The organism is Eubacterium oxidoreducens (genome assembly GCF_900104415.1).
Classification (GTDB): Bacteria; Bacillota; Clostridia; order Lachnospirales; family Lachnospiraceae; genus Eubacterium_C; species Eubacterium_C oxidoreducens.
Genome location: NZ_FMXR01000007.1, coordinates 140,177 through 159,411 on the forward strand (window position 1 = coordinate 140,177; position 19,235 = coordinate 159,411).

The following is a 19,235-nucleotide window of genomic DNA, read 5'->3' on the forward strand; positions in this document are numbered from 1 at the left end:
TAAGAAAAATTAATACTTATTACGTACCGTTATGGTCTATTATAGAACTATCAATACGAAAGGGGGACTTTTTATCATGTATAAAAAGGGTCTGGTTGTTCTTTTGGGAGGATGTATGCTGGTATCACTCGTAGCCTGTTCCAAGACAACAACACAAGGAGATAATTCGGCGACAGAACAAGAAGTTGTAAGTGATACTGCTACGGAGGCTGAGAATATAAGCGCAGAGGAAGAAACAGTCAGCGCGGATGCACAAGAGGAACCAAATGCTCAAGAACAAGAAGAGGTATCAGATCAGATTGCACTGATTAAGGAGAATAAAGATACCTGGAATCGGGCAGATTCGGAAGGAGAGCAATATAATTATACCGTTAGCGATCTAGATCATGATGGGTATCTGGAAATAACGACGGCATCTATGCAAGGAACCGGATTGTATACCTATTTTACAATCTATGAAGTAAATGAGGATAAGACCGGTCTGGTGGAACAGTCGTATGATGCAGAAGAAGGAGAGTCGCTTCCGGATATTATAGAAACAACGGTAGATACGTATACCATGGCAGATGGAACCGTGAACTATGCATATACGGATATTCTTCGTGCGGGTCCTGCGGACAGCTATGAAATCATCGGATATCTGACACTTGGCGACGGTAAGCTTACCATCACACCGGTTGCAACTAAGTATGAAATGTTTGAAACAGAAGAGGAAAGCACGACGACTTATGCGGATGCAGAGGATAAGGAAATTACGGAAGATGATTACAATGCCGCGATGAAGAATACCTTTACAGGCGCAACAAAGGGAACACAAAAATTCTTGTGGATTTCTGAAGAAGACTGGAATGATGACATCACCGATCAGCTTACAAGCGCCTATGAAACTTTTACAGGGAATAACTAAAGATTTCACCTGCTGTGACCGATATTAAAGTTACCGGGACACCTATCGGCCAATAGGAGAAACGGTAAAATGAGACACCATGGATGGAAAGACTATGTAAAAAGGAATTTTACGCAGTCTTTCCATCTTTTTTTGCTTACATCGGATGAGATGTGAAAAAGTCCAGACAAGGAGGGGAGACGCGAGAATATTTCAATCTGCTGCGGCAATATGCGCAATTGGCGCGGCTATGGAGAGAAATTTGGTGTCGAAACAAAGGAGTTATGAACATGAAAATTGAATCAAGTATGATTGCAATGCAATCGCAGCACGCCTACATGAGTTACACGTCGCAGTCACTTAACACATTTCGTGCAAATCTTCAAGACGCGAAGGATTTAGCATCGGCCAAAGCTTCCCAGCAGATAGCAGAAAATCAGGAGACGAAAAGTAGTCAGGAATCTGCGCTTATGCAGGTGCAAAAGCATTCTCTATTCTATCTGTTTGAACTTTTGTTTGCGAATCACAAGAACTGGTATCACCAGCTTTTTAATCAGTATGCGCTAAGTTCACAGTCCATGAATTATGCCGGTGGCTACGCAAGTGCTTTTTCGAGCGGAAACTACATGATGGAGAGTTACCATTATGAGCAGGAAGTAACAACATTTTCCACAACCGGAACGGTCGTAACGGCGGATGGTCGGGAGATTTCGTTTGGGTTAAATCTTCAGATGAGTCGTAGTTTTGAAGAGTACTATCGTGAAGAAATGCAAGGCAGTCCGTTTGATTTGTGCGATCCATTGGTGATTAATTTAGACAGTGATATTGCACAGCTGACAGATCAGACATTTTTGTTTGACCTTGATGCGGACGGAAAGCAGGAGAACATCTCGATGTTGGCAGCAGGCAGTGGTTATCTGGCGCTGGATAAAAATGGCGATGGAAAGATTACAGATGGTCTTGAATTGTTTGGCGCAAAGAGCCAGGATGGATTTGCAGATCTTGCAGCTTATGATGAAGATCAAAATGGATGGATCGATGAGAATGATGCCGTCTTTTCCAAGCTGAAGATTTGGGCCAAGGATGCATCCGGCAATGACATCTTGTATAGTCTTAAAGAAAAAGGTGTCGGAGCGATCGGGCTTGCCAATGTGTCTACCGATTTTACCGAGCGCAGTGCTTCGAAGGTGAATGGTGCCATCAGATCTAGTGGAATTTTCTTGTATGAGACAGGAGGAGTCGGCAGTGTTCAACACGTTGATGTTGCAAAATATGCAAGCATAGCTTGAGGCTAAGGGAGAAAGGAGCTGTCGCTTAAGATGATAAATCGTCTTGGCGAGGCTCCTTTTTCCTTGCCGAAATCGTTGCCGCAAAATCCCAAAAAGGTTATGATAGATACAGAATAGTTATGGGAGAAGATGCATATGAAAATACAATTTATCGGAGCTGATCATGAGGTAACGGGAAGCTGTCATTTCCTGGAAGTTGGAGGAAAGCATTTGCTTGTGGACTGCGGTATGGAGCAGGGCGCAGAACTGTATGTGAATCAAGAGATTCCGGTGAATCCGTCGATGATTGATGCCATATTGATTACGCATGCACATATTGATCATTCCGGATTGCTGCCATTGATTTACAGTCGAGGATTCCGCGGGAAGATCTTCGCCACGGAAGCTACGACCAACCTATGCAGTATTATGTTAAGAGACAGTGCGCATATCCAGATGTTTGAGGCTGAGTGGAAGAATCGCAAGGCAAAGCGTTCGGGTAAGCCGCAGATTGAGCCTATGTATACGCTAGAAGATGCAGCAAATGTTATGAACAAATTTGTGCCTTGTGATTATAATCATCGCATTGAAGTCTTCGAGGGAGTCGAAATTAATTTTGTAGATGCCGGACATTTGCTTGGGTCATCAAGCATTGAGGTGTGGCTGACAGAGGGTGAAGAAACAAGAAAGCTTGTTTTTTCCGGAGATATTGGAAATGAAACCAAGCCCTTAATTCGTAACCCGCAGATGGTTGATGACGCAGATATTGTGATTATGGAGTCCACTTACGGAGATAAGAATCACGGAGCAAGAGTGGATTACAGCATTGCACTGGCAAATACCATTCGTAATACATTTTCTAGAGGAGGGAACCTGGTTATTCCGGCATTTTCTGTAGGACGAACGCAGGAACTGCTCTATTTCATAAGAAAGATAAAGACGGAGAATCGACTGCCGGAGTATGAAGGTTTTCAGGTGTATATCGACTCGCCGCTTGCAGTGGAAGCAACCGGCATTTTTCAAAAGAGCGTTTCGCAGTGTTTTGACGAGGAGGCACTTGAGCTTGTCAACAGTGGTATCAACCCGATCTCATTTCCGGGGCTTGTAACGGCATCAAGTGCAGAAGAATCAAAGGCCATAAATTTTCTAAAAAAGCCGGTGATTATTATCTCGGCGTCCGGTATGTGCGAAGCCGGTCGTATCCGACATCATTTAAAACACAATTTATGGAGGCCGGAGTCTACGATTTTGTTTGTAGGATATCAGGTTCCGGGAACGCTAGGGCATATGTTGTTAAATGGCGCTAAAGAGGTGAAGCTGTTCGGGGAAAATATTCATGTTCAGGCGCAGATTTTGAATCTTCCGGGAATATCCGGTCATGCGGATCAAGAGCATTTGCTTGAGTGGGTGAATCATATTTCACCAAAACCGAAGAAGGTATTTGTGGTACATGGTGAAGATGAAGTTGTGGAAAGCTTTTCAAAGCTGCTTTCTAAGGACGGATTTGATGCCTATGCGCCGTATAGCGGCGACGCATTTGATTTGGTAACTCTAGAACAGGTCAGCTATGGAAGTAAGGAGAAGATAAAGGTTACTAAGAAAGCGTCTTCAAAGGCTTCAAGTAATGCATTTGCCAGATTGTTGGCAGCAGGAGAACGGCTGCTTAGCGTGATTAAAAAATGCGAAGGCAGACCAAACAAAGAATTAGGTCAATTTGCCGACCAGATAAATTCTCTTGCAGATAAATGGGAAAAATAACGAAAAAGATAGGCGTTTAACCAATCTTTTTGGAGGGCGAAATGCCCTTGCGTATCTTTTCATTAAAATGGTTTTGTGCTAACATGAAACAAAGAAAGTCAAGCAAAAGGCGGGATATCTATGAAAGATCGAATTGACCAGAGAGATTTTTTGCACAGCATGCATAGCTCGGTAATTAAATATTGGAATGTCAACTTTGAGCCGGAGGAAGAAGAGACGAGGGAACTTCCGGAAGCGGAACAAGAGGTTCATTATAATGAAGTGACCGGTAAGGCAGAGCCACCTTCCGCGCTCTATGGACAGAAGAAGGATGAGATGGAAGCCGAGGCGCTTGCGATTTATGAACGGTTGCAAAATGAAGCGGCTGCGGACGAAGCGGCAAAGGAAAAAGAGATTGCGGATTTGCTTGCACAAAATAATGAAGAAGAGATTCATTATAATGAGGTGACCGGTAAGGCAGAACCACCATCGGCACTGTATGGCCAAAAGAGAGATGAGATGGAAGCGGATGCGCTTGCAATCTATGAACGCTTGCAAAACGAAGCGGCTGCGGATGAAGCAGCAAAGGAAAAGGAGATTGCCGATCTTATTGCTGCTGGTGCACAACAAGAAGAAGTGCCGGATGAGGTCGCCAAGGAAGAGGCATTGTTTATGGATATGCCTGAGGCAGAAGAAATACAAGAATAGAGGATATAGAGCATGAAATATTTATTGGATTTAATCGGAAATGAGATACAGGCTGCTTTTGCAGCCTGTGGTTATGATACTACATATGCAAAGGCTACGATTTCTAACCGTCCTGATCTTTGTGAATTTCAGTGTAATGGTGCGATGCCACTTGCTAAGTCAGCGCATAAGGCTCCGATTATGATTGCGGAGGAGATTGCGCAAAGACTTAAAGAAAGTGTTTTGTTTGAAACGGTTGAAGCAGTAAAACCGGGATTTTTGAATCTGCGCCTGAATAAGGAGGCTCTTAGCGAATATCTTTCGAATATTGCGAAGGACGAGAAGCTCGGTGTCAATGCACCGGAAAAAGTCAAAAAAATCATGATTGATTATGGTGGACCGAATGTAGCCAAGCCTCTTCATGTTGGTCATCTTCGTTCTGCGATTATCGGAGAAAGCGTAAAGCGTTTGGGACGTTATGTAGGTCATGAGATGATTGGAGATGTACATCTTGGAGACTGGGGACTTCAGATGGGCCTGATTATCACAGAGCTGAAAGAGCGCAAACCGGATCTTGTTTATTTTGATGAAAATTATGAGGGCGAATATCCAAGCGAAGCACCATTTACTATATCGGAGCTTGAGGAAATCTATCCGACAGCTTCCGCGAAATCAAAGGAAGATGAGAAATATAAAGAAGCAGCGATGCAGGCAACCTATGAGCTGCAGCATGGAAGACGCGGTTACCAGGCAGTGCTTGCACATATTTTGGATGTTTCTGTAACGGATCTTAAGAAGAATTATGAGAATCTGAAGGTTTCTTTTGATTTGTGGAAAGGAGAATCCGACGCTCAGCCATACATAGCAGATATGGCTAAGAAAATGCAAGAGGATGGATATGCTTATTCTTCGGAAGGAGCACTTGTTGTGGATGTTAAGGAAGAGACAGATGCAAAGGAGATTCCGCCATGTATGATTCTAAAATCAGACGGAGCTTCCTTGTATACGACAACAGATCTTGCAACACTTGTTTGGCGGCAACAAGATTACCAACCGGATCAGGTAATCTATGTTGTGGACAAGCGACAGGAACTTCATTTTGTACAGGTGTTTAGATGTGCGAAAAAGACCAAAATTGTACCGGAGGATATGGAGCTTACGTTCCTAGGATTTGGTACGATGAATGGTAAGGATGGAAAGCCGTTTAAGACCAGAGAAGGCGGAGTTATGCGTCTTGAGAATCTGGTAGCGGATACCAATAAAGAAATGTATCGTAAGATTGTAGAAGGTGGTAAGGTACCGCAAGAGGAGGCGGATCAGACTTCTAAGACGGTTGCGCTTGCGGCAATCAAATACGGCGATTTATCGAATCAGGCATCGAAGGATTATGTCTTTGATGTAGATCGCTTTACTTCTTTTGAGGGAAATACCGGACCATATATTTTGTATACCATGGTTCGTATCAAGTCTATTATGAAGAAATATCAAGAACAGGGCGGCAAGGTGGAATGCGGCAATATCATGCCGGCCAAGACGGAGGCTCAAAAGTCTCTGATGCTGATTTTAGCTCGTTGGAATGAGGTTGTGGAAAATGCATTTGCAGACCTTGCACCACATAAGATTTGTGCCTATATCTATGAAGTGGCAAATGCATTGAATCATTTTTATCATGAGACCTCGATTATGGGCGAAGAAGATGAAACCAAGAAGGCAGGATATATCCGGTTATTGAATCTAACCCTAAAGGTGCTCGAAGATGGTATTGAAATTCTGGGATTTGAAGCACCGGAGAGGATGTAGGGAACGAAAACGATTGCGTTTTTGGTATGGAAAAGAGAATCGGGTTTGCGACGGAGAAGATTCAGCGCGTACCCGATTCTTTTATACATATTGGGGGAAGGATGATCAGTGTATGAATGAGATTGTGAGAAAAATTGAGCAGGGAGATTATGACGAAGCCCAAATTGCGCTTGAAGCGTATATGGAAGAACATCCATTTACTGCGGATATTGCAGTTTTGGGTGCGACAATTGCTGAGGGGCAAGGGCAAAAAGAGGAGATGTTTGCCTGTATTCGGCTAGGACTGGAATCTCATCCGGATAATTATGAATTGTATTATCTGATGGGAAATTATTATCGATATGAGAATCCACGAGTGGCACTTCTATACTATAAGCTTTCGGTATCGCTTTGCAATTGCCGGGATGATAAGGAATTTTTGCAGGAGACTTATGATGCATATCTAAAAGAGAGCGGGGAAAAGCCTCCTCAAACGACAATTCTTTATCTGACACATGATTCTGAGCAATCAATCAAAAGCTCGATGAAAGCATTAGAAGAAAATATTGATGTGCATAAGACGGAGGTTATTGCAATTGATAACGGGTCGACGGACAAAAGTGTAGAAATACTAAAGAAGTATCCGTTTGTAACGGTGATAGAAAATGAACACCCTGTGGGAATTGCAAAGTGTATCAATCAAGGAATCAAAAAAGCGCAAAAAGAGCATGACATATATCTGATTCAGGCAGAGTTTCGGCTGACGAAAAACAGCTTTCAGATGCTTCAGATTGGTGCATATGCAAATGAAAAAATTGGTGCAGCAGGTTCTGTCTCCAATCATTTTGTAAATTACCAGGGAGATACGAATCTATATGCAGATGAGCAAAAAAGCCAAAGACAAAACATTCCGGCAAAGAATTATTATGAAGTAAAGACGTATCTGGCACTTTTTTCGTTATATCTGAAAAGAGAAGTCATCGATAAGATTGGTGGATTTGATGAGTCACTTGAGCCGGCGGGGAATGTAGATGAGGACTATGGAATTCGAATTTTAAAGGCCGGTTATCAAAATTATTTATGTTATAACAGCTATGTTTATCGGCTTTCAAAGGATGATACGGGATCGGTTATCCGTGATTGGAAGTATGAGCCGGGACAGTATAGGTCGTTTCGGGAAAAATGGGGATTTTTAGCGGAATATTTTAGTGCTTCGAGAGAAGATCTGATGATGCTGATTAATCGTCAAAGAGAGGAAGAAATTCATTTTCTGGAAGTGGGATGTACTAGCGGTGAGACACTTTGCAGGTTGCAATATCTCTATCCGAATGCAAGTGTTTATGGCGTAGAACTAAATGAGCAGGTTGCGAAGATTGGAGCTTGTAAGACGAATATTTTGTGCGGAAATATTGAGAGTATGGAACTTCCTTATGAAAAGGGATATTTTGATTATATTATTTTTGGGGATGTGCTTGAACATCTGGCATATCCGGAAGAAACCCTTATTCGAATGAAGGATTATCTAAAAGAGGGAGGCTGTATTTTGACAAGTATTCCGAATCTTTTACATGGAGATGTGCTTTATGATTTGTTGCGAGGTAATTTTACATATCGGGAATATGGAATTTTAGACCGGACACATCTGCGCTTTTTTACGGAAAAGGAAATCTTTCGAATGTTTGCTCGTTGCGGATACGAGATAGATGCATTGCTTACGACAAAGACGAGGCAAAATCCGACGGATAATCATCTGGAATTTTTTAAAGCACTTTTTGAGATTGCGGAAGTTAGCATAACTAAAAATCAAGTGAATACATTTCAATATCTTGTTCGGGCAAGAAAAAAATGAGAACATTGATGCAGGAGGAAGAATCTAAATGGAGGAAATGATTGATATTTATAATGAACAAAGGCAAAAGACATCCTTACAATTGCCGAGAAAATCAAAGCTGAAAAAAGGACAGTTTATGTTGTACGTTCTAGCTTTGATTGAAGATTCTAAGGGAAGATACCTGATTACAAGGCGCGCTATGGATAAGAAATGGGCCGGCGGCCAGTGGGAGATTCCGGGAGGAGGAGCTGTTGCCGGGGAAACGTCTTTTGATGCGGTCTGCCGCGAGGTAAAAGAAGAAACCGGGTTAGACGTATCTGGATGCGACCCGAAAGTGATTTATTCGTACGTAAATGAAGATTTAGAGCGCGGAGATAATTATTTTGTAGATATTTATTTGCTTAAAATGGACTATGCAATTGCGGATGTCACGATTCAAGAAGAAGAAGCAATTGCAGTAAAGGCGGCCGGCTTTGATGAAATTACAAAAATTCATGAAGAAAGCGGTTTTTTGCATTATCAAAGACTGGTAGAAGCACTTAAAGGCATAGAGGAGAAAAAGAACATGTTAGTAAAGACTATAACACCACCATCTACGGACACATTGTTAACGGAAGCTAAGGCAGATATTACGGCTCCAAAATGCGGCATGTATCTGACACATTGCGGAATTGTAAGAGAAGATGCGAAGGCTAAGGTAAGAGCCGGTGCGCAAGGAACCAAGCCGGTTGTGGCAATGGATTTTTCTTATGATGAGGCTAAGGTGAATGCAGCCATTGATGCAACGCTTAAGATGGATGGCATCTATTATGTAAAGGTCTGGCTTGCAAGTGGAAGACTTACGGTGGGTGATGATATTATGAGAGTGCTGATCGGAGGCGATATTCGTCCGCATGTGATTGATGGATTAAATGCTTTGGTCGGTGAAATCAAGAATCATTGTGTTGAAGAAATTGAAATCTATGAATAGAGCATTATTATATGGAATCGTCAATGTGAACAAAATATAAACGGGAAACTATTTTTGATTGTGCAGTTTCCTGAGAAGGTTAGAAAAACTGGTAAAAAGTACATATGCAAATAGGAATAAAGGGGTGTTTACAGCGATTTTTGGCTAGTGTAGAATAGCATCTGTTGAAAATTTTAGTTGAGGAAATAAGATTGTAAAAGAGGATTGGAAGATGATTAAGCCAACAGCTGTTATTTCTATGAGGAAAGACAAGGACAATGCACTTTTTAAAGTTGCACTTACAGAGATTCCACATCGTTTTGTGAGTAAAGCAAGACGTCTTGATCTCGAAGGATTTGCCCAAGAGCGTTTTTCGTGCTTGGTGAATATGGAGTATTTTTCAGGTTTTTCGATTATAACGAATCAAGAGTATAGCTATGCACCTAAGGGGCAGTTAATCTATTGTGATAAGAACGGAGAAGAGCATTATCTTGATTGCTTACTCACAACAGGTGAACAAGAGAAAGTTTTTGAACTTTGCAGAGCCGCCTTCAAAGGTGATATTGTTTGTGAAGCAATGGTGTAATAATGGAAAGCATTCGCTAAGGAGCGGATGTTTTTTTTTTTTTTTTTTTCACAGATTAAATCTATTATATTTTCACATGAATACTTGACAAAAAATCGGAAAACTCGTACAATCGAACACGTCTAAAATGCAAATCATTTGCAAATCTAATCAAGAGGAATATCATTATGAGAATTGGCAGAGAAGGACGATGGAATAAAGTTCTTGCGTTGATGACCATTGCGGTCATCTTTTTTGTGATGGTATTTTCCGTATGGTATCTTGTCAATCATGCGAACCATGAGTGTAGTGGCCAAAACTGCCCAGTCTGCGAACAAATGCAGCAATGTGCACAGAATGTCAAACAGCTGGGAACCGCCGATGTAGTTGTGGTGGTGGTCATTGCACTTATTCACATGGATTTTCTTGGAAGCGAATTATTTAAAGAACCAATGATTGAAAATTCTTTGATTTCCCTAAAGGTAAGAATGGATAATTAAATCTTTCGAAACAAGGGCGTAGTGCGCCCTAATGCAGATGAATGGTAATCATGATGTATATCTCAGACTTGAAATGGAGGATTTAAGAATGAAAAATTTCATAACGATAGTCGCAGCAATGGTACTTGGCGTAACCATGCTTGCAGGATGCAGCGCATCATCATCGAACCAGGCTTCATCCAATGAAGCTGTAGATGGTGGTGATGACATTTCCGTAGTTGCAACAATCTTTCCGGAGTATGATTGGGTGAAAGAGATTGTTGGTGATACGCAGGGAGTTGAGGAGACATTGCTGGTGGATACAGGCGTGGATCTTCACAGTTATCAGCCGAGTGCAGAAGATATTTTGACAATCAGCGAATGCGACATGTTCATCTATGTGGGCGGAGAGTCCGATGAGTGGGTGGAAGATGCTCTTAAGAGTGCGGTAAATGAAGATATGGTTGTCATCAATCTTCTAGATGTGCTTGGTGAAGATGCCGCGGAGGAAGAGGTTGTGGAAGGCATGCAAGAAGAAGCTGAAGAAGCGGAGGAAGAAAGCGAAGAGGAAGTTGAATATGATGAACATGTATGGCTTTCTTTGAAAAATGCTGTGAAGCTGTGTACTGCGATTGAAGAAGGGCTTGAGAAAGTAGATGCGGCTCATGCAGATGCCTATAAAGCGAATCTTGACAGTTACCAAGCGCAGCTTGAAAATCTCGATGCTGAGTATGCGCAAATGGTAGAAAATGCACAGGTGACAACGGTATTATTTGGTGACAGATTCCCGTTTCGTTATTTGGTTGATGATTATGGTCTGGACTATTATGCGGCATTTGTGGGCTGCTCGGCGGAATCAGAAGCAAGTTTTGAGACGATTACTTATCTTGCGCAGAAGGTGGATGAGCTTGGGCTTTCTAGTATTTTGCAGATTGAAAGTTCAGATGGAAAGATCGCACAAACCATTAAAGAAAATACAACAAACAAAGATCAGCAGATTCTGACATTGGATTCGATGCAGTCTACAACCGCTGAGGATGCAGACAATGGTGTGACGTATCTGTCAACCATGGAAAGCAATCTTGAGGTTCTGACGCAGGCATTGCAAAAATAATAATTAAGTGAGGTGACAATTAGGTGTCATATATTACGGCAAAGAACCTTTCTCTTGGTTATGATGGGAAAGTGATTCAAAAAGGGGTCAGTTTTGAGATTGAAAAAGGAGATTATTTATGTATTGTCGGGGAAAATGGTTCCGGCAAATCGACATTGATGAAGACGCTTCTTGGATTGCAGCCGCTTTTGGGAGGTGAAATCATCTTTGGGGATGATCTTTCTAAAAATGAAATAGGTTATCTTCCGCAGCAGACATTGGTGCAAAGAGATTTTCCGGCTTCGGTTGCGGAAATTGTATTGTCCGGATGTCAGGGGCGTATGGGAATGCGTCCGTTTTATGGAAAAGAAGAAAAGAGACTGGCTAAGGCCAATATGGAGCGAATGCAGATTACAAATCTTGCCAAAAGATGCTATCGCGAATTGTCGGGTGGACAGCAGCAAAAGGTTCTTCTTGCGAGAGCTTTATGCGCAACGCAGAAGATTTTACTTTTGGATGAGCCGGTTTCGGGACTTGATCCGATGATTACCACAAGCATGTATGAGCAGGTGAAACAGCTCAATGAAGAAGGGGTTACGATTATTATGATATCACACGATATTTCCGCAGCCCTAAAATATGCATCGCACATTTTGCATATCAATCAAAAGACGTTCTTTGGGACAAAGTCGGAATATATGGAAAGTGCACTGGGAAAATATTTTCTAGAGATGGAAGGAGGAAATGAGGCATGATGCAAATTATGGAAAAACTGAGTTTGTACATGGAGTATCCGTTTGTTCGTTATGCGCTTGTGGCAGGTATTTTAATTGCATTATGTTCTTCCTTGCTTGGAGTTACACTGGTATTAAAACGATTTTCCTTTATTGGTGATGGATTGTCACATGTTGCATTTGGGGCAATGGCGGTAGCCGGCGTTTTCGGTTTGGTGAACGATACAATATTGGTGCTTCCGATTACGGTGGTAAGCGCGGTATTGCTTTTGCGAACGGGGCAAAATACCAAGATTAAGGGCGATGCATCAATTGCAATGATTTCAGTGGGAGCACTCGGTCTTGGTTATCTTCTTATGAATATATTTTCCGCTTCCTCGAATCTTTCGGGGGATGTATGTACAACGTTGTTTGGTTCTACTTCAATTTTGACCATTTCTAAGACCGAGCTTTGGCTGTGTGTGATTATGTCGATTCTTGTAGTTGTATTTTTTGTGTTGTTCTATCATAAGATTTTTAATGTGACGTTTGATGAGAATTTTGCAAGGTCAGCAGGAACCAAGGTGGAACGCTACAATTTGTTTATCGCCATCATTATAGCGGTAATCATTGTATTGGCGATGAATCTTGTCGGTTCGCTTTTGATTTCGGCATTGGTGATTTTTCCGGCGTTATCGGCAATGAGATTGTTTAAGAGTTTTAAGTCGGTTACGATTTGTTCAGCGGTGATATCGGTGTGTTGTGCATTTGTTGGAATTATTGTTTCTATTCTTGCAGGGACGCCGGTAGGTTCCACGATTGTAGCAGTCGATGTGGTAGCGTTTTTGATTTCGTTTGTGATTGGTAAGAAAGGAGCTTAGAGAGCATGAGAAAGAAGATATGGGGAATGATTTTGGCAGCAGGTATGATGACGGCTTTGCTTGGTGGTTGCGCATCTGAAGATGCGACATCGGATACGGTGTCTGAGGAGGCTGTATCAGATACACAGACCGAATCCGATGCGATATCGGAAGAGGAAAGCACAGTGTCAAAGCAGGAAGTGTCCGCTGCAGAAGGGATAGATGTGGATCTTACCCAGCTTAGCAGTACGATGGTGTATTCGGAAGTTTATAATATGATGCTTGTACCGGATGAGTATATTGGTAAGACGGTTAAGATGAATGGTGCTTTTACAACATATGAAAATGAAGAAACCGGACAGATTTATTATGCCTGCATCATTCAGGATGCAACAGCATGCTGCTCGCAGGGAATTGAATTCGAACTTGCCGGAGATTATACATATCCGGATGACTATCCACAAGAGGATACGGAGATTGTTGTGCAGGGAACCTTTGAAACCTATGAAGAAGATGGTCTTACGTATTGTAGATTGGCAGATGCGACTATGGAATAACAATTAGAATCTAAAAAGAAAGAATAAAATACCCTCCTTACCGGATTGTGATATGTACTCTTCTTACTGGATTGTCCAGTAAAGAGGGTACTTATCATTGTGTTCGATAAGGAGGGTATATTACATATACAGTTTTTTTAAAGTGAAATAATTCCAAATTGTGCAAGATTGTAAAAGATGAGGATTAAAACCATCATAACCGGTGTTACGTATTTAATCATAACACGCATTACAAGCTTACGCCGGAACACTTCACCATTTTTTTGAATTTCAGCTTCGAGTGCCTTCGTTCCAACAATCCATCCGATAAGGATACAGGTAAAGAAGGTGACGATTGGCATCAGTACACTGTTTGTAATGTAATCGAAGAAGGTTAATAAATCCATGCCTCCGATTGTGAAGTCTGACCATAATCCAAAACCGAGTGATACGGCAATTCCTAATAGAATAGAAAAGACCGTAAGAATGATGACCGATTTTGTTCTTGAAAGCTTCCAGCGATCCATCAGCATCGAAGTGGTTGCTTCTAAGATGGAAATGGAACTAGTCAGTGCCGCAAGCAGTACCAGGATGAAGAACAAAGCCCCGATAAATGTGCCGGCCGGCATACTGTCAAATACTTTAGGAAGCGCCATAAACATTAGTCCGGGTCCTTTACTCGCTGTTGCCTCGGCTCCGCTGTAGATTACAACCGGCGGAATAATCATCAGACCGGAAAGCAGAGCAATCAGTGTATCAAACAGCTCGACTTGATTGACGGATTTTACAAGGCTTACATCATCGCGTACATAGGAACCGTAAGAAACCATGATTCCCATGGCAATGCTAAGCGAGAAGAATAACTGGCCGGCAGCGGCAGCAATTGTTTTAAAAGAAAACTGCGAAATGTCCGGAACCAGATAATACTTTAATCCTTCTATTGCATCTGGCAAGGTTAATACATAAATCGATACTCCGATTGCAATCACGATAAGAACCGGCATGAGAATTTTGCTGATTCTTTCAACTCCCTTTTGCACACCAAATGCTACAACGATGGCAGTTACAAGTAAGAAAATCAAAAACAGGATAATAGGAGAGCCTGTTTGGGAAATGTGACTGCTAAAATAAGTATCCGAGGCAGCGAGGCTACCTTCGCCGGTCAGATAGACCAGACAATACTTTAAAACCCATCCTCCGATGACTGCATAGTAGGGAAGAATCAGTAACGGAACGAGCTATGCCAGATAACCAAGAAATGCAAACTTGCTGCAGAGCTTTTTATAGGCGCTGATGCAGCTGAGTTTTGTTTTTCGGCCAAGGGCAATTTCGGTCATAAGCATTGCAAATCCAAATGTAAACAGCAAGATGATATAGACTAACAAGAAAATACCACCACCATACTGGGCTGCAAGATATGGAAAGCGCCAAAGATTTCCGAGGCCGACAGCACTTCCTGCGGCGGCCATTACGAAACCGATTCCACCGGTAAAAGTACTTCGTTTATTCATTTTTATCTCCTCTCGTAATGATAATCATAGTACGTCCAAATTATCATTATCATACAATATTCAACATTTTACCATAACTTCAAATAAGTGTCTACGAAAAGAAAATTTAAAAAATGTTAGCACTCACCCTTGACGAGTGCTAATAAAAGTGATATAACATAATTGTGAAAAGAAAAAGGTAGCGACCGATGAAAGATCATCGAGCCGATAGTAGAAGGAGGAATGACTTATGTTATTAACAACAGCAAACAACAATTTATTTGATACGTTTTTTAATGATCCTTGGTTTATGGATCCTTGGTCAGCCCCGGATGCACGCAGAGGCGATAAGAAACGCTACAATAGTAAGAACCTCATGCTTACAGATATTACAGAATCCGATCAAGGATACGAATTAGAGATGGAACTTCCTGGATTTGATAAAAGTGAGATTCAGGCAACTCTTGAAAAAGGATATCTGACAATTACGGCTGAGAAGAAGACCGAGCAGACGAAAGAAAAGGATGCGTATATTCGCAAGGAAAGATTTTCCGGAACATGCCAAAGAACCTTTTTCGTTGGCGAAGAACTAGAACAAGAAGACATCAAAGCAAGCTTCAAGGATGGCATCCTAAAACTTGCAATTCCGAAAAAAGAAGCAAAACCACAGGTGGAAGAGCGTAAGTGCATCACCATTCAAGGTTAATAAAGAACAACATTGGCGGGCTGCACTAGAATGCAGCCCGCTTCTTACTATAAGCGGATAAGGAGGTGGAGGATATGGTTGCCAAAAAAGATTATTATGACGTGTTAGGCGTGGGGCGTTTAGCGGATGCATCAGAAATAAAAAAAGCATATCGCAGACTTGCAAAGAAGTACCATCCGGATACAAACAAAGATCCTAAGGCAGAGGAAATGTTTAAGGACGTTACGGAAGCGTACAATGTACTAAGTGATGAAAAGAAAAAGAAGTTATATGATGAGTTTGGAATGATGGGATTAGAAGAAGGATTTGATGCAGATGCGGCTAGACGATATGCCGGACGCCAAGGGACGGATGGAGGCTTTCATTTTGAATATCAAAATGACGGTATGGATCTTGACCTGGATGATCTTTTGTCCGGAATGTTTGGTGGCTTTGGTGGTTTCAAAACCGGAGGATTTCATGCAAATCATGACTATGGTATGAGAGGTGAGGATATTACGGCGGAAATTGCAATTGATTTTCGGGATGCGATATGGGGATGTGATCATACGATCGTGATCCAGGATGCGCATACCGGGCAGACAAGGAATCTGTCAGTACATATTCCGGCAGGCATAGATTCCGGCAAAACAATTCGCCTAAAGGGGCAGGGAAATCCGGGATATCACAACGCAGCTTCAGGGGATGTACTTTTGAAAGTGAAAGTAAATGAGGATAAAGAATATACCAGAAAAGGAGACGATTTATATACGACTGTGCGCATTCCATACACAACCGCTGTGCTTGGAGGAACTGCTCGGGTGCATACTCTGTATGGAGATGTGGAATGTGTCATAAAAGCCGGGACACAGGCGGGTAGCAAGATTAGGATACGATCTAAAGGAGCGCCGCATATGAAGGACCCTTCCAAAAAAGGAAATCTGTATGTAACAGTGGAAATTCAGGTGCCAAAGCATGTCAGTGCAAAAGCGAAGGAATTGCTAAAGGAATTACAAAACGTCAGTTAACTCAGTCGGAGAGCAAGCTCCGACTGAGTTAAACGCTCCGCGAGGATGCGCACGGATTCGGACAGGAATTTGTCTGCTGAAGCAGATCCGAATCCGGCGCGCAAGACTCGCGAGCGAGTCTTGACATAAAGGTCAGCCCCTAGGATTGTTAGAATCTGGGTGCTGACCGGTTTTTATTTATATATTTTTTTTAACGTATCAATACGGGCGCTGGCATTTGCAAATAATGCATCCACAAGTGTGAGCGCGGTCATAGCTTCGACGACGACAACGCCTCGTGCAGCAATCAAGGGGTCGTGACGTCCGACAATCTCGATGGTGATTTCTTCGCCGTCTTTGTTGACTGTCTGCTGAGGAGCTGCAATGGATGGCGTTGGTTTAAAGGCAGCTCTTAAAACAAGCTGCGCACCATCGCTGATGCCACCTAGTATACCACCGGAGTGGTTGGTTTTCTTAGTGATGTGACCCTGCGCATCTGTTATAAATGCATCATTGTTATGAAGGCCTGTCGTATGTGCGGCTGCAAATCCGTCACCGATTTCCAATCCTTTTACAGCGCCAATAGAGAAAATTGCTTTCGCGAGGTTGGCATCTAGTTTATCAAAGACGGGATCGCCTAGTCCGGTTGGGAGTCCTTGAACGATGCATTCCACGGTGCCGCCTGCAGAATTTTTTTCTTTTATCAGGGTTTCAAGATATGCAGCAGCTTCCTGTGCGGCTACTTTATCCGGCATATTTAGTTCGTTTTTATCAATTTCATCTAAGTCAAATCGATTTTGCGAAATGCTGATAGGCCCAATGGAAGCGACATAGGTGTTAAGCGTGATGCCGAATTCTTTTAAGATTTTGGCTGCGATTGCACCGCCTGCTACGCGTCCGATGGTTTCTCTTCCGGAGGAACGACCGCCGCCGCGGTAATCGCGAAAACCATACTTTTCATCAAATGTATAATCTGCATGACCCGGGCGATAATAGGATGCAATCTTAGAGTAATCGGCCGAGTGATGATCTTTGTTTTTTACCATCATGCTGATGGGAGTTCCGGTTGTCTTGCCCTCGAAGATTCCACTTAGAATTTCTACTTTATCATCTTCGCTGCGCGCAGTGGCGAAGCGGGAAGCGCCGGGTTTGCGTCTGTTTAGATAAACTTGAATATCCTCTTCGGATAGAGAAAGACCTGCGGGACATCCATCGACAACAACACCTAATGCCTTGCCGTGAGATTCTCCCCAAGTAGTGATTTTAAATATATTTCCATATGTAGAACCTGCCATATTGTTTCCTTCTTTCGTCATATTGAATGTAGTCTCGTTCAGTATACTTTACAATGGGAAATGTCGCAAGAATAGTGGCAAAATCTATCGAATTTTTATATAATCATATTTAAAAGAAGAGATGGAGTCGAAGATCAGCGGAGGTGTAGAAATGAATTATATGAAAAAGTTGGGAAGCTTATTGTGTGCAGCTTCGATTGCTGTGACAGGAGTGTTTGCATTGCAGATGCCGGCGAATGCACAAGAGAGTGTGCCGGAATTGGTGGAATATGAAGAAGGTGAAGAAGGCTTGTTTTATTTTGGAAGTGAAGAACCTTCTTTGAATACGGATTTAGGGTATTCGGATACGGTGGCTGTTTATGCGGCAACTTTAGATAATGAGAAGTGTACCATCACGGGGGTTAATATGCCGGCCTATGATATGAGCGTGCCATCAACTGCATCGTATGGAGATAATACCTATTCCGTTGAGATTGGAAGTGGTATGCATTTTAAAGAGATGAATTATCAATCGATTTCATTTGTATCGTACGAGGATGATAAAGTAAGCACTGTGGATACGGATTTGTCTGAGTGGTTTATGGAGGATACGGCGCTAGAAAGCGTGGATCTTTCCGGACTTGAACTGACAGGCGTGACGGCAATAACAGATATGTTTAAAGATTGTACGAGCCTTACAACGATTGTGATGCCGGATGAGATTCCAGAAGGCCTTACAGCAGATTTGCCGTCGACATTTTATGATACGAGTGGCAATGCTTATACAACGATGACAAGTGCCTGCGCCGGCAAGACATTAACAACCACAATGGCGCCGGCAACACAGACGAAAGCATCGCAGACCTTCACCGGTAAGAAGACTTATACCAAGAGATTAAATGCAAAGGCGTTTAAGATTGATGCAAAAGCACAGACGACGCTTACATATACCAGTTCCAAGAAAAAGGTGGCAACCGTGGACAGCAATGGAAAGGTCACAATTAAAGGCACGGGAACAACGGTAATAACCGTAACAGCAGCGGAGACGTCTGCATATAAAGCGGCAACTTATCAGGTGAAGATTAAAGTGAAAAAATTAAGCAAAGTGAGCGTGAAATATTGCGGTAGATTTGCAGGTCCATATGCAAGTGTTATGGCCTGGAAGAAGATGTCGAATATTTCCGGTTACCAGATTCAAAAGTCGACTTCAAGTAAATTTGCCAAAAATGCAACAAAGACTTACAATGTGAAGAAGTCTGTAAAAAAGAAAACTTTTGGAGGCTTATCCAATCGAAAGGCATATTATTACAGAATCCGTGCCTATAAGAAAATTGGAAAGAAAAAATATTACTCAGCATGGAGTGATAAATACGTAGGATAGATAGAGGATTATAAG

General features: G+C 42.2%; 19 protein-coding genes and 1 pseudogene. 17 read left to right on the plus strand and 3 right to left on the minus strand.

Going from position 1 to position 19,235, the window contains the following annotated elements:
* Window positions 1-76: 76 nt before the first annotated feature.
* The 14 genes and pseudogenes from BLS20_RS04890 to BLS20_RS04950 all read left to right on the plus strand — a co-directional run bounded on the left by BLS20_RS04890 (window position 77) and on the right by BLS20_RS04950 (window position 13,404).
* Entirely contained in the window at window positions 77-907 is an 831-nt protein-coding gene (locus BLS20_RS04890) for a hypothetical protein (RefSeq protein WP_090172839.1), read from the plus strand.
* Window positions 908-1,176: 269 nt separating this feature from the next.
* Entirely contained in the window at window positions 1,177-2,175 is a 999-nt protein-coding gene (locus BLS20_RS04895) for a hypothetical protein (RefSeq protein ID WP_090172841.1), read from the plus strand.
* 135 nt (window positions 2,176-2,310) lie between these two features.
* The gene (locus BLS20_RS04900) at window positions 2,311-3,912 is read left to right on the plus strand and encodes an MBL fold metallo-hydrolase RNA specificity domain-containing protein (protein ID WP_090172843.1); all 1,602 of its coding nucleotides are present in this window, start codon (window positions 2,311-2,313) and stop codon (window positions 3,910-3,912) included.
* A 120-nt stretch (window positions 3,913-4,032) separates the two neighbouring features.
* Window positions 4,033-4,599: a hypothetical protein gene (locus tag BLS20_RS04905; protein ID WP_090172845.1), complete on the plus strand. Its 567-nt coding sequence runs from the start codon at window positions 4,033-4,035 to the stop codon at window positions 4,597-4,599.
* A gap of 12 nt (window positions 4,600-4,611) precedes the next feature.
* Entirely contained in the window at window positions 4,612-6,378 is a 1,767-nt protein-coding gene (gene argS, locus BLS20_RS04910; RefSeq protein WP_090172848.1) for an arginine--tRNA ligase, read from the plus strand.
* Window positions 6,379-6,490: 112 nt separating this feature from the next.
* Window positions 6,491-8,206 carry a bifunctional glycosyltransferase/class I SAM-dependent methyltransferase gene (locus BLS20_RS04915; protein ID WP_176762292.1) on the plus strand — a complete coding sequence of 572 codons (1,716 nt, stop codon included), beginning with the start codon at window positions 6,491-6,493 and terminating at the stop codon, window positions 8,204-8,206.
* A gap of 118 nt (window positions 8,207-8,324) precedes the next feature.
* Window positions 8,325-8,660 (plus strand): annotated as a pseudogene (locus BLS20_RS14070) (NUDIX domain-containing protein); the annotation flags it as partial.
* Between the two features lie 93 nt (window positions 8,661-8,753).
* Complete coding sequence (locus tag BLS20_RS13890) at window positions 8,754-9,158, plus strand: molybdenum cofactor biosynthesis protein MoaE (protein WP_242870535.1); 405 nt, start codon at window positions 8,754-8,756, stop codon at window positions 9,156-9,158.
* Between the two features lie 211 nt (window positions 9,159-9,369).
* A complete protein-coding gene (locus BLS20_RS04925) occupies window positions 9,370-9,723 on the plus strand; it encodes a hypothetical protein (RefSeq protein ID WP_090172854.1) in 354 nt (117 codons plus the stop codon).
* A gap of 167 nt (window positions 9,724-9,890) precedes the next feature.
* A complete protein-coding gene (locus BLS20_RS04930; protein WP_090172856.1) occupies window positions 9,891-10,202 on the plus strand; it encodes a hypothetical protein in 312 nt (103 codons plus the stop codon).
* Window positions 10,203-10,290: 88 nt separating this feature from the next.
* The gene (locus BLS20_RS04935; RefSeq protein ID WP_090172858.1) at window positions 10,291-11,295 is read left to right on the plus strand and encodes a metal ABC transporter substrate-binding protein; all 1,005 of its coding nucleotides are present in this window, start codon (window positions 10,291-10,293) and stop codon (window positions 11,293-11,295) included.
* 23 nt (window positions 11,296-11,318) lie between these two features.
* A complete protein-coding gene (locus BLS20_RS04940) occupies window positions 11,319-12,029 on the plus strand; it encodes a metal ABC transporter ATP-binding protein (RefSeq protein ID WP_090172860.1) in 711 nt (236 codons plus the stop codon).
* Window positions 12,026-12,868: a metal ABC transporter permease gene (locus tag BLS20_RS04945; protein WP_176762293.1), complete on the plus strand. Its 843-nt coding sequence runs from the start codon at window positions 12,026-12,028 to the stop codon at window positions 12,866-12,868. The genes BLS20_RS04940 and BLS20_RS04945 overlap by 4 nt, the downstream gene beginning before the upstream one ends.
* Window positions 12,869-12,873: 5 nt before the next feature.
* On the plus strand, window positions 12,874-13,404 hold the full coding sequence (locus BLS20_RS04950; RefSeq protein WP_090172862.1) for a hypothetical protein: 531 nt from the start codon (window positions 12,874-12,876) through the stop codon (window positions 13,402-13,404).
* A gap of 137 nt (window positions 13,405-13,541) precedes the next feature.
* On the opposite strand, the gene BLS20_RS04955 is transcribed toward BLS20_RS04950, so the two are convergent.
* The gene (locus BLS20_RS04955) at window positions 13,542-14,609 is read right to left on the minus strand and encodes a sodium-dependent transporter (protein ID WP_341443192.1); all 1,068 of its coding nucleotides are present in this window, start codon (window positions 14,607-14,609) and stop codon (window positions 13,542-13,544) included.
* A gap of 12 nt (window positions 14,610-14,621) precedes the next feature.
* Window positions 14,622-14,894 (minus strand): SLC5/6 family protein, encoded by a 273-nt coding sequence (locus tag BLS20_RS14075; protein WP_341443190.1) that lies wholly within the window; start codon window positions 14,892-14,894, stop codon window positions 14,622-14,624.
* A gap of 229 nt (window positions 14,895-15,123) precedes the next feature.
* Here BLS20_RS14075 and BLS20_RS04960 point away from each other — a divergent pair, with 229 nt between their 5' ends.
* Complete coding sequence (locus BLS20_RS04960) at window positions 15,124-15,579, plus strand: Hsp20/alpha crystallin family protein (protein WP_090172864.1); 456 nt, start codon at window positions 15,124-15,126, stop codon at window positions 15,577-15,579.
* A gap of 74 nt (window positions 15,580-15,653) precedes the next feature.
* On the plus strand, window positions 15,654-16,586 hold the full coding sequence (locus BLS20_RS04965; protein ID WP_090172866.1) for a DnaJ C-terminal domain-containing protein: 933 nt from the start codon (window positions 15,654-15,656) through the stop codon (window positions 16,584-16,586).
* Between the two features lie 173 nt (window positions 16,587-16,759).
* Here BLS20_RS04965 and aroC read toward each other — a convergent pair whose 3' ends face one another.
* On the minus strand, window positions 16,760-17,860 hold the full coding sequence (aroC, locus tag BLS20_RS04970) for a chorismate synthase (RefSeq protein ID WP_090172966.1): 1,101 nt from the start codon (window positions 17,858-17,860) through the stop codon (window positions 16,760-16,762).
* 151 nt (window positions 17,861-18,011) lie between these two features.
* On the opposite strand from aroC, the gene BLS20_RS04975 reads away from it, so the two are divergent.
* On the plus strand, window positions 18,012-19,220 hold the full coding sequence (locus BLS20_RS04975) for a hypothetical protein (RefSeq protein ID WP_090172868.1): 1,209 nt from the start codon (window positions 18,012-18,014) through the stop codon (window positions 19,218-19,220).
* The last annotated feature ends 15 nt before the right edge of the window (window positions 19,221-19,235 follow it).

Bases quoted from the DNA above. Each gene is read 5' to 3' on its own strand.
- BLS20_RS04890 (WP_090172839.1), top strand. From the start codon at position 77: ATGTATAAAAAGGGTCTGGTTGTTCTTTTGGGAGGATGTATGCTGGTA.
- BLS20_RS04895 (WP_090172841.1), top strand. From the start codon at position 1,177: ATGAAAATTGAATCAAGTATGATTGCAATGCAATCGCAGCACGCCTAC.
- BLS20_RS04900 (WP_090172843.1), top strand. From the start codon at position 2,311: ATGAAAATACAATTTATCGGAGCTGATCATGAGGTAACGGGAAGCTGT.
- BLS20_RS04905 (WP_090172845.1), top strand. From the start codon at position 4,033: ATGAAAGATCGAATTGACCAGAGAGATTTTTTGCACAGCATGCATAGC.
- argS (WP_090172848.1), top strand. From the start codon at position 4,612: ATGAAATATTTATTGGATTTAATCGGAAATGAGATACAGGCTGCTTTT.
- BLS20_RS04915 (WP_176762292.1), top strand. From the start codon at position 6,491: ATGAATGAGATTGTGAGAAAAATTGAGCAGGGAGATTATGACGAAGCC.
- BLS20_RS13890 (WP_242870535.1), top strand. From the start codon at position 8,754: ATGTTAGTAAAGACTATAACACCACCATCTACGGACACATTGTTAACG.
- BLS20_RS04925 (WP_090172854.1), top strand. From the start codon at position 9,370: ATGATTAAGCCAACAGCTGTTATTTCTATGAGGAAAGACAAGGACAAT.
- BLS20_RS04930 (WP_090172856.1), top strand. From the start codon at position 9,891: ATGAGAATTGGCAGAGAAGGACGATGGAATAAAGTTCTTGCGTTGATG.
- BLS20_RS04935 (WP_090172858.1), top strand. From the start codon at position 10,291: ATGAAAAATTTCATAACGATAGTCGCAGCAATGGTACTTGGCGTAACC.
- BLS20_RS04945 (WP_176762293.1), top strand. From the start codon at position 12,026: ATGATGCAAATTATGGAAAAACTGAGTTTGTACATGGAGTATCCGTTT.
- BLS20_RS04950 (WP_090172862.1), top strand. From the start codon at position 12,874: ATGAGAAAGAAGATATGGGGAATGATTTTGGCAGCAGGTATGATGACG.
- BLS20_RS14075 (WP_341443190.1), bottom strand. From the start codon at position 14,894: ATGAATAAACGAAGTACTTTTACCGGTGGAATCGGTTTCGTAATGGCC.
- BLS20_RS04960 (WP_090172864.1), top strand. From the start codon at position 15,124: ATGTTATTAACAACAGCAAACAACAATTTATTTGATACGTTTTTTAAT.
- BLS20_RS04965 (WP_090172866.1), top strand. From the start codon at position 15,654: ATGGTTGCCAAAAAAGATTATTATGACGTGTTAGGCGTGGGGCGTTTA.
- aroC (WP_090172966.1), bottom strand. From the start codon at position 17,860: ATGGCAGGTTCTACATATGGAAATATATTTAAAATCACTACTTGGGGA.
- BLS20_RS04975 (WP_090172868.1), top strand. From the start codon at position 18,012: ATGAATTATATGAAAAAGTTGGGAAGCTTATTGTGTGCAGCTTCGATT.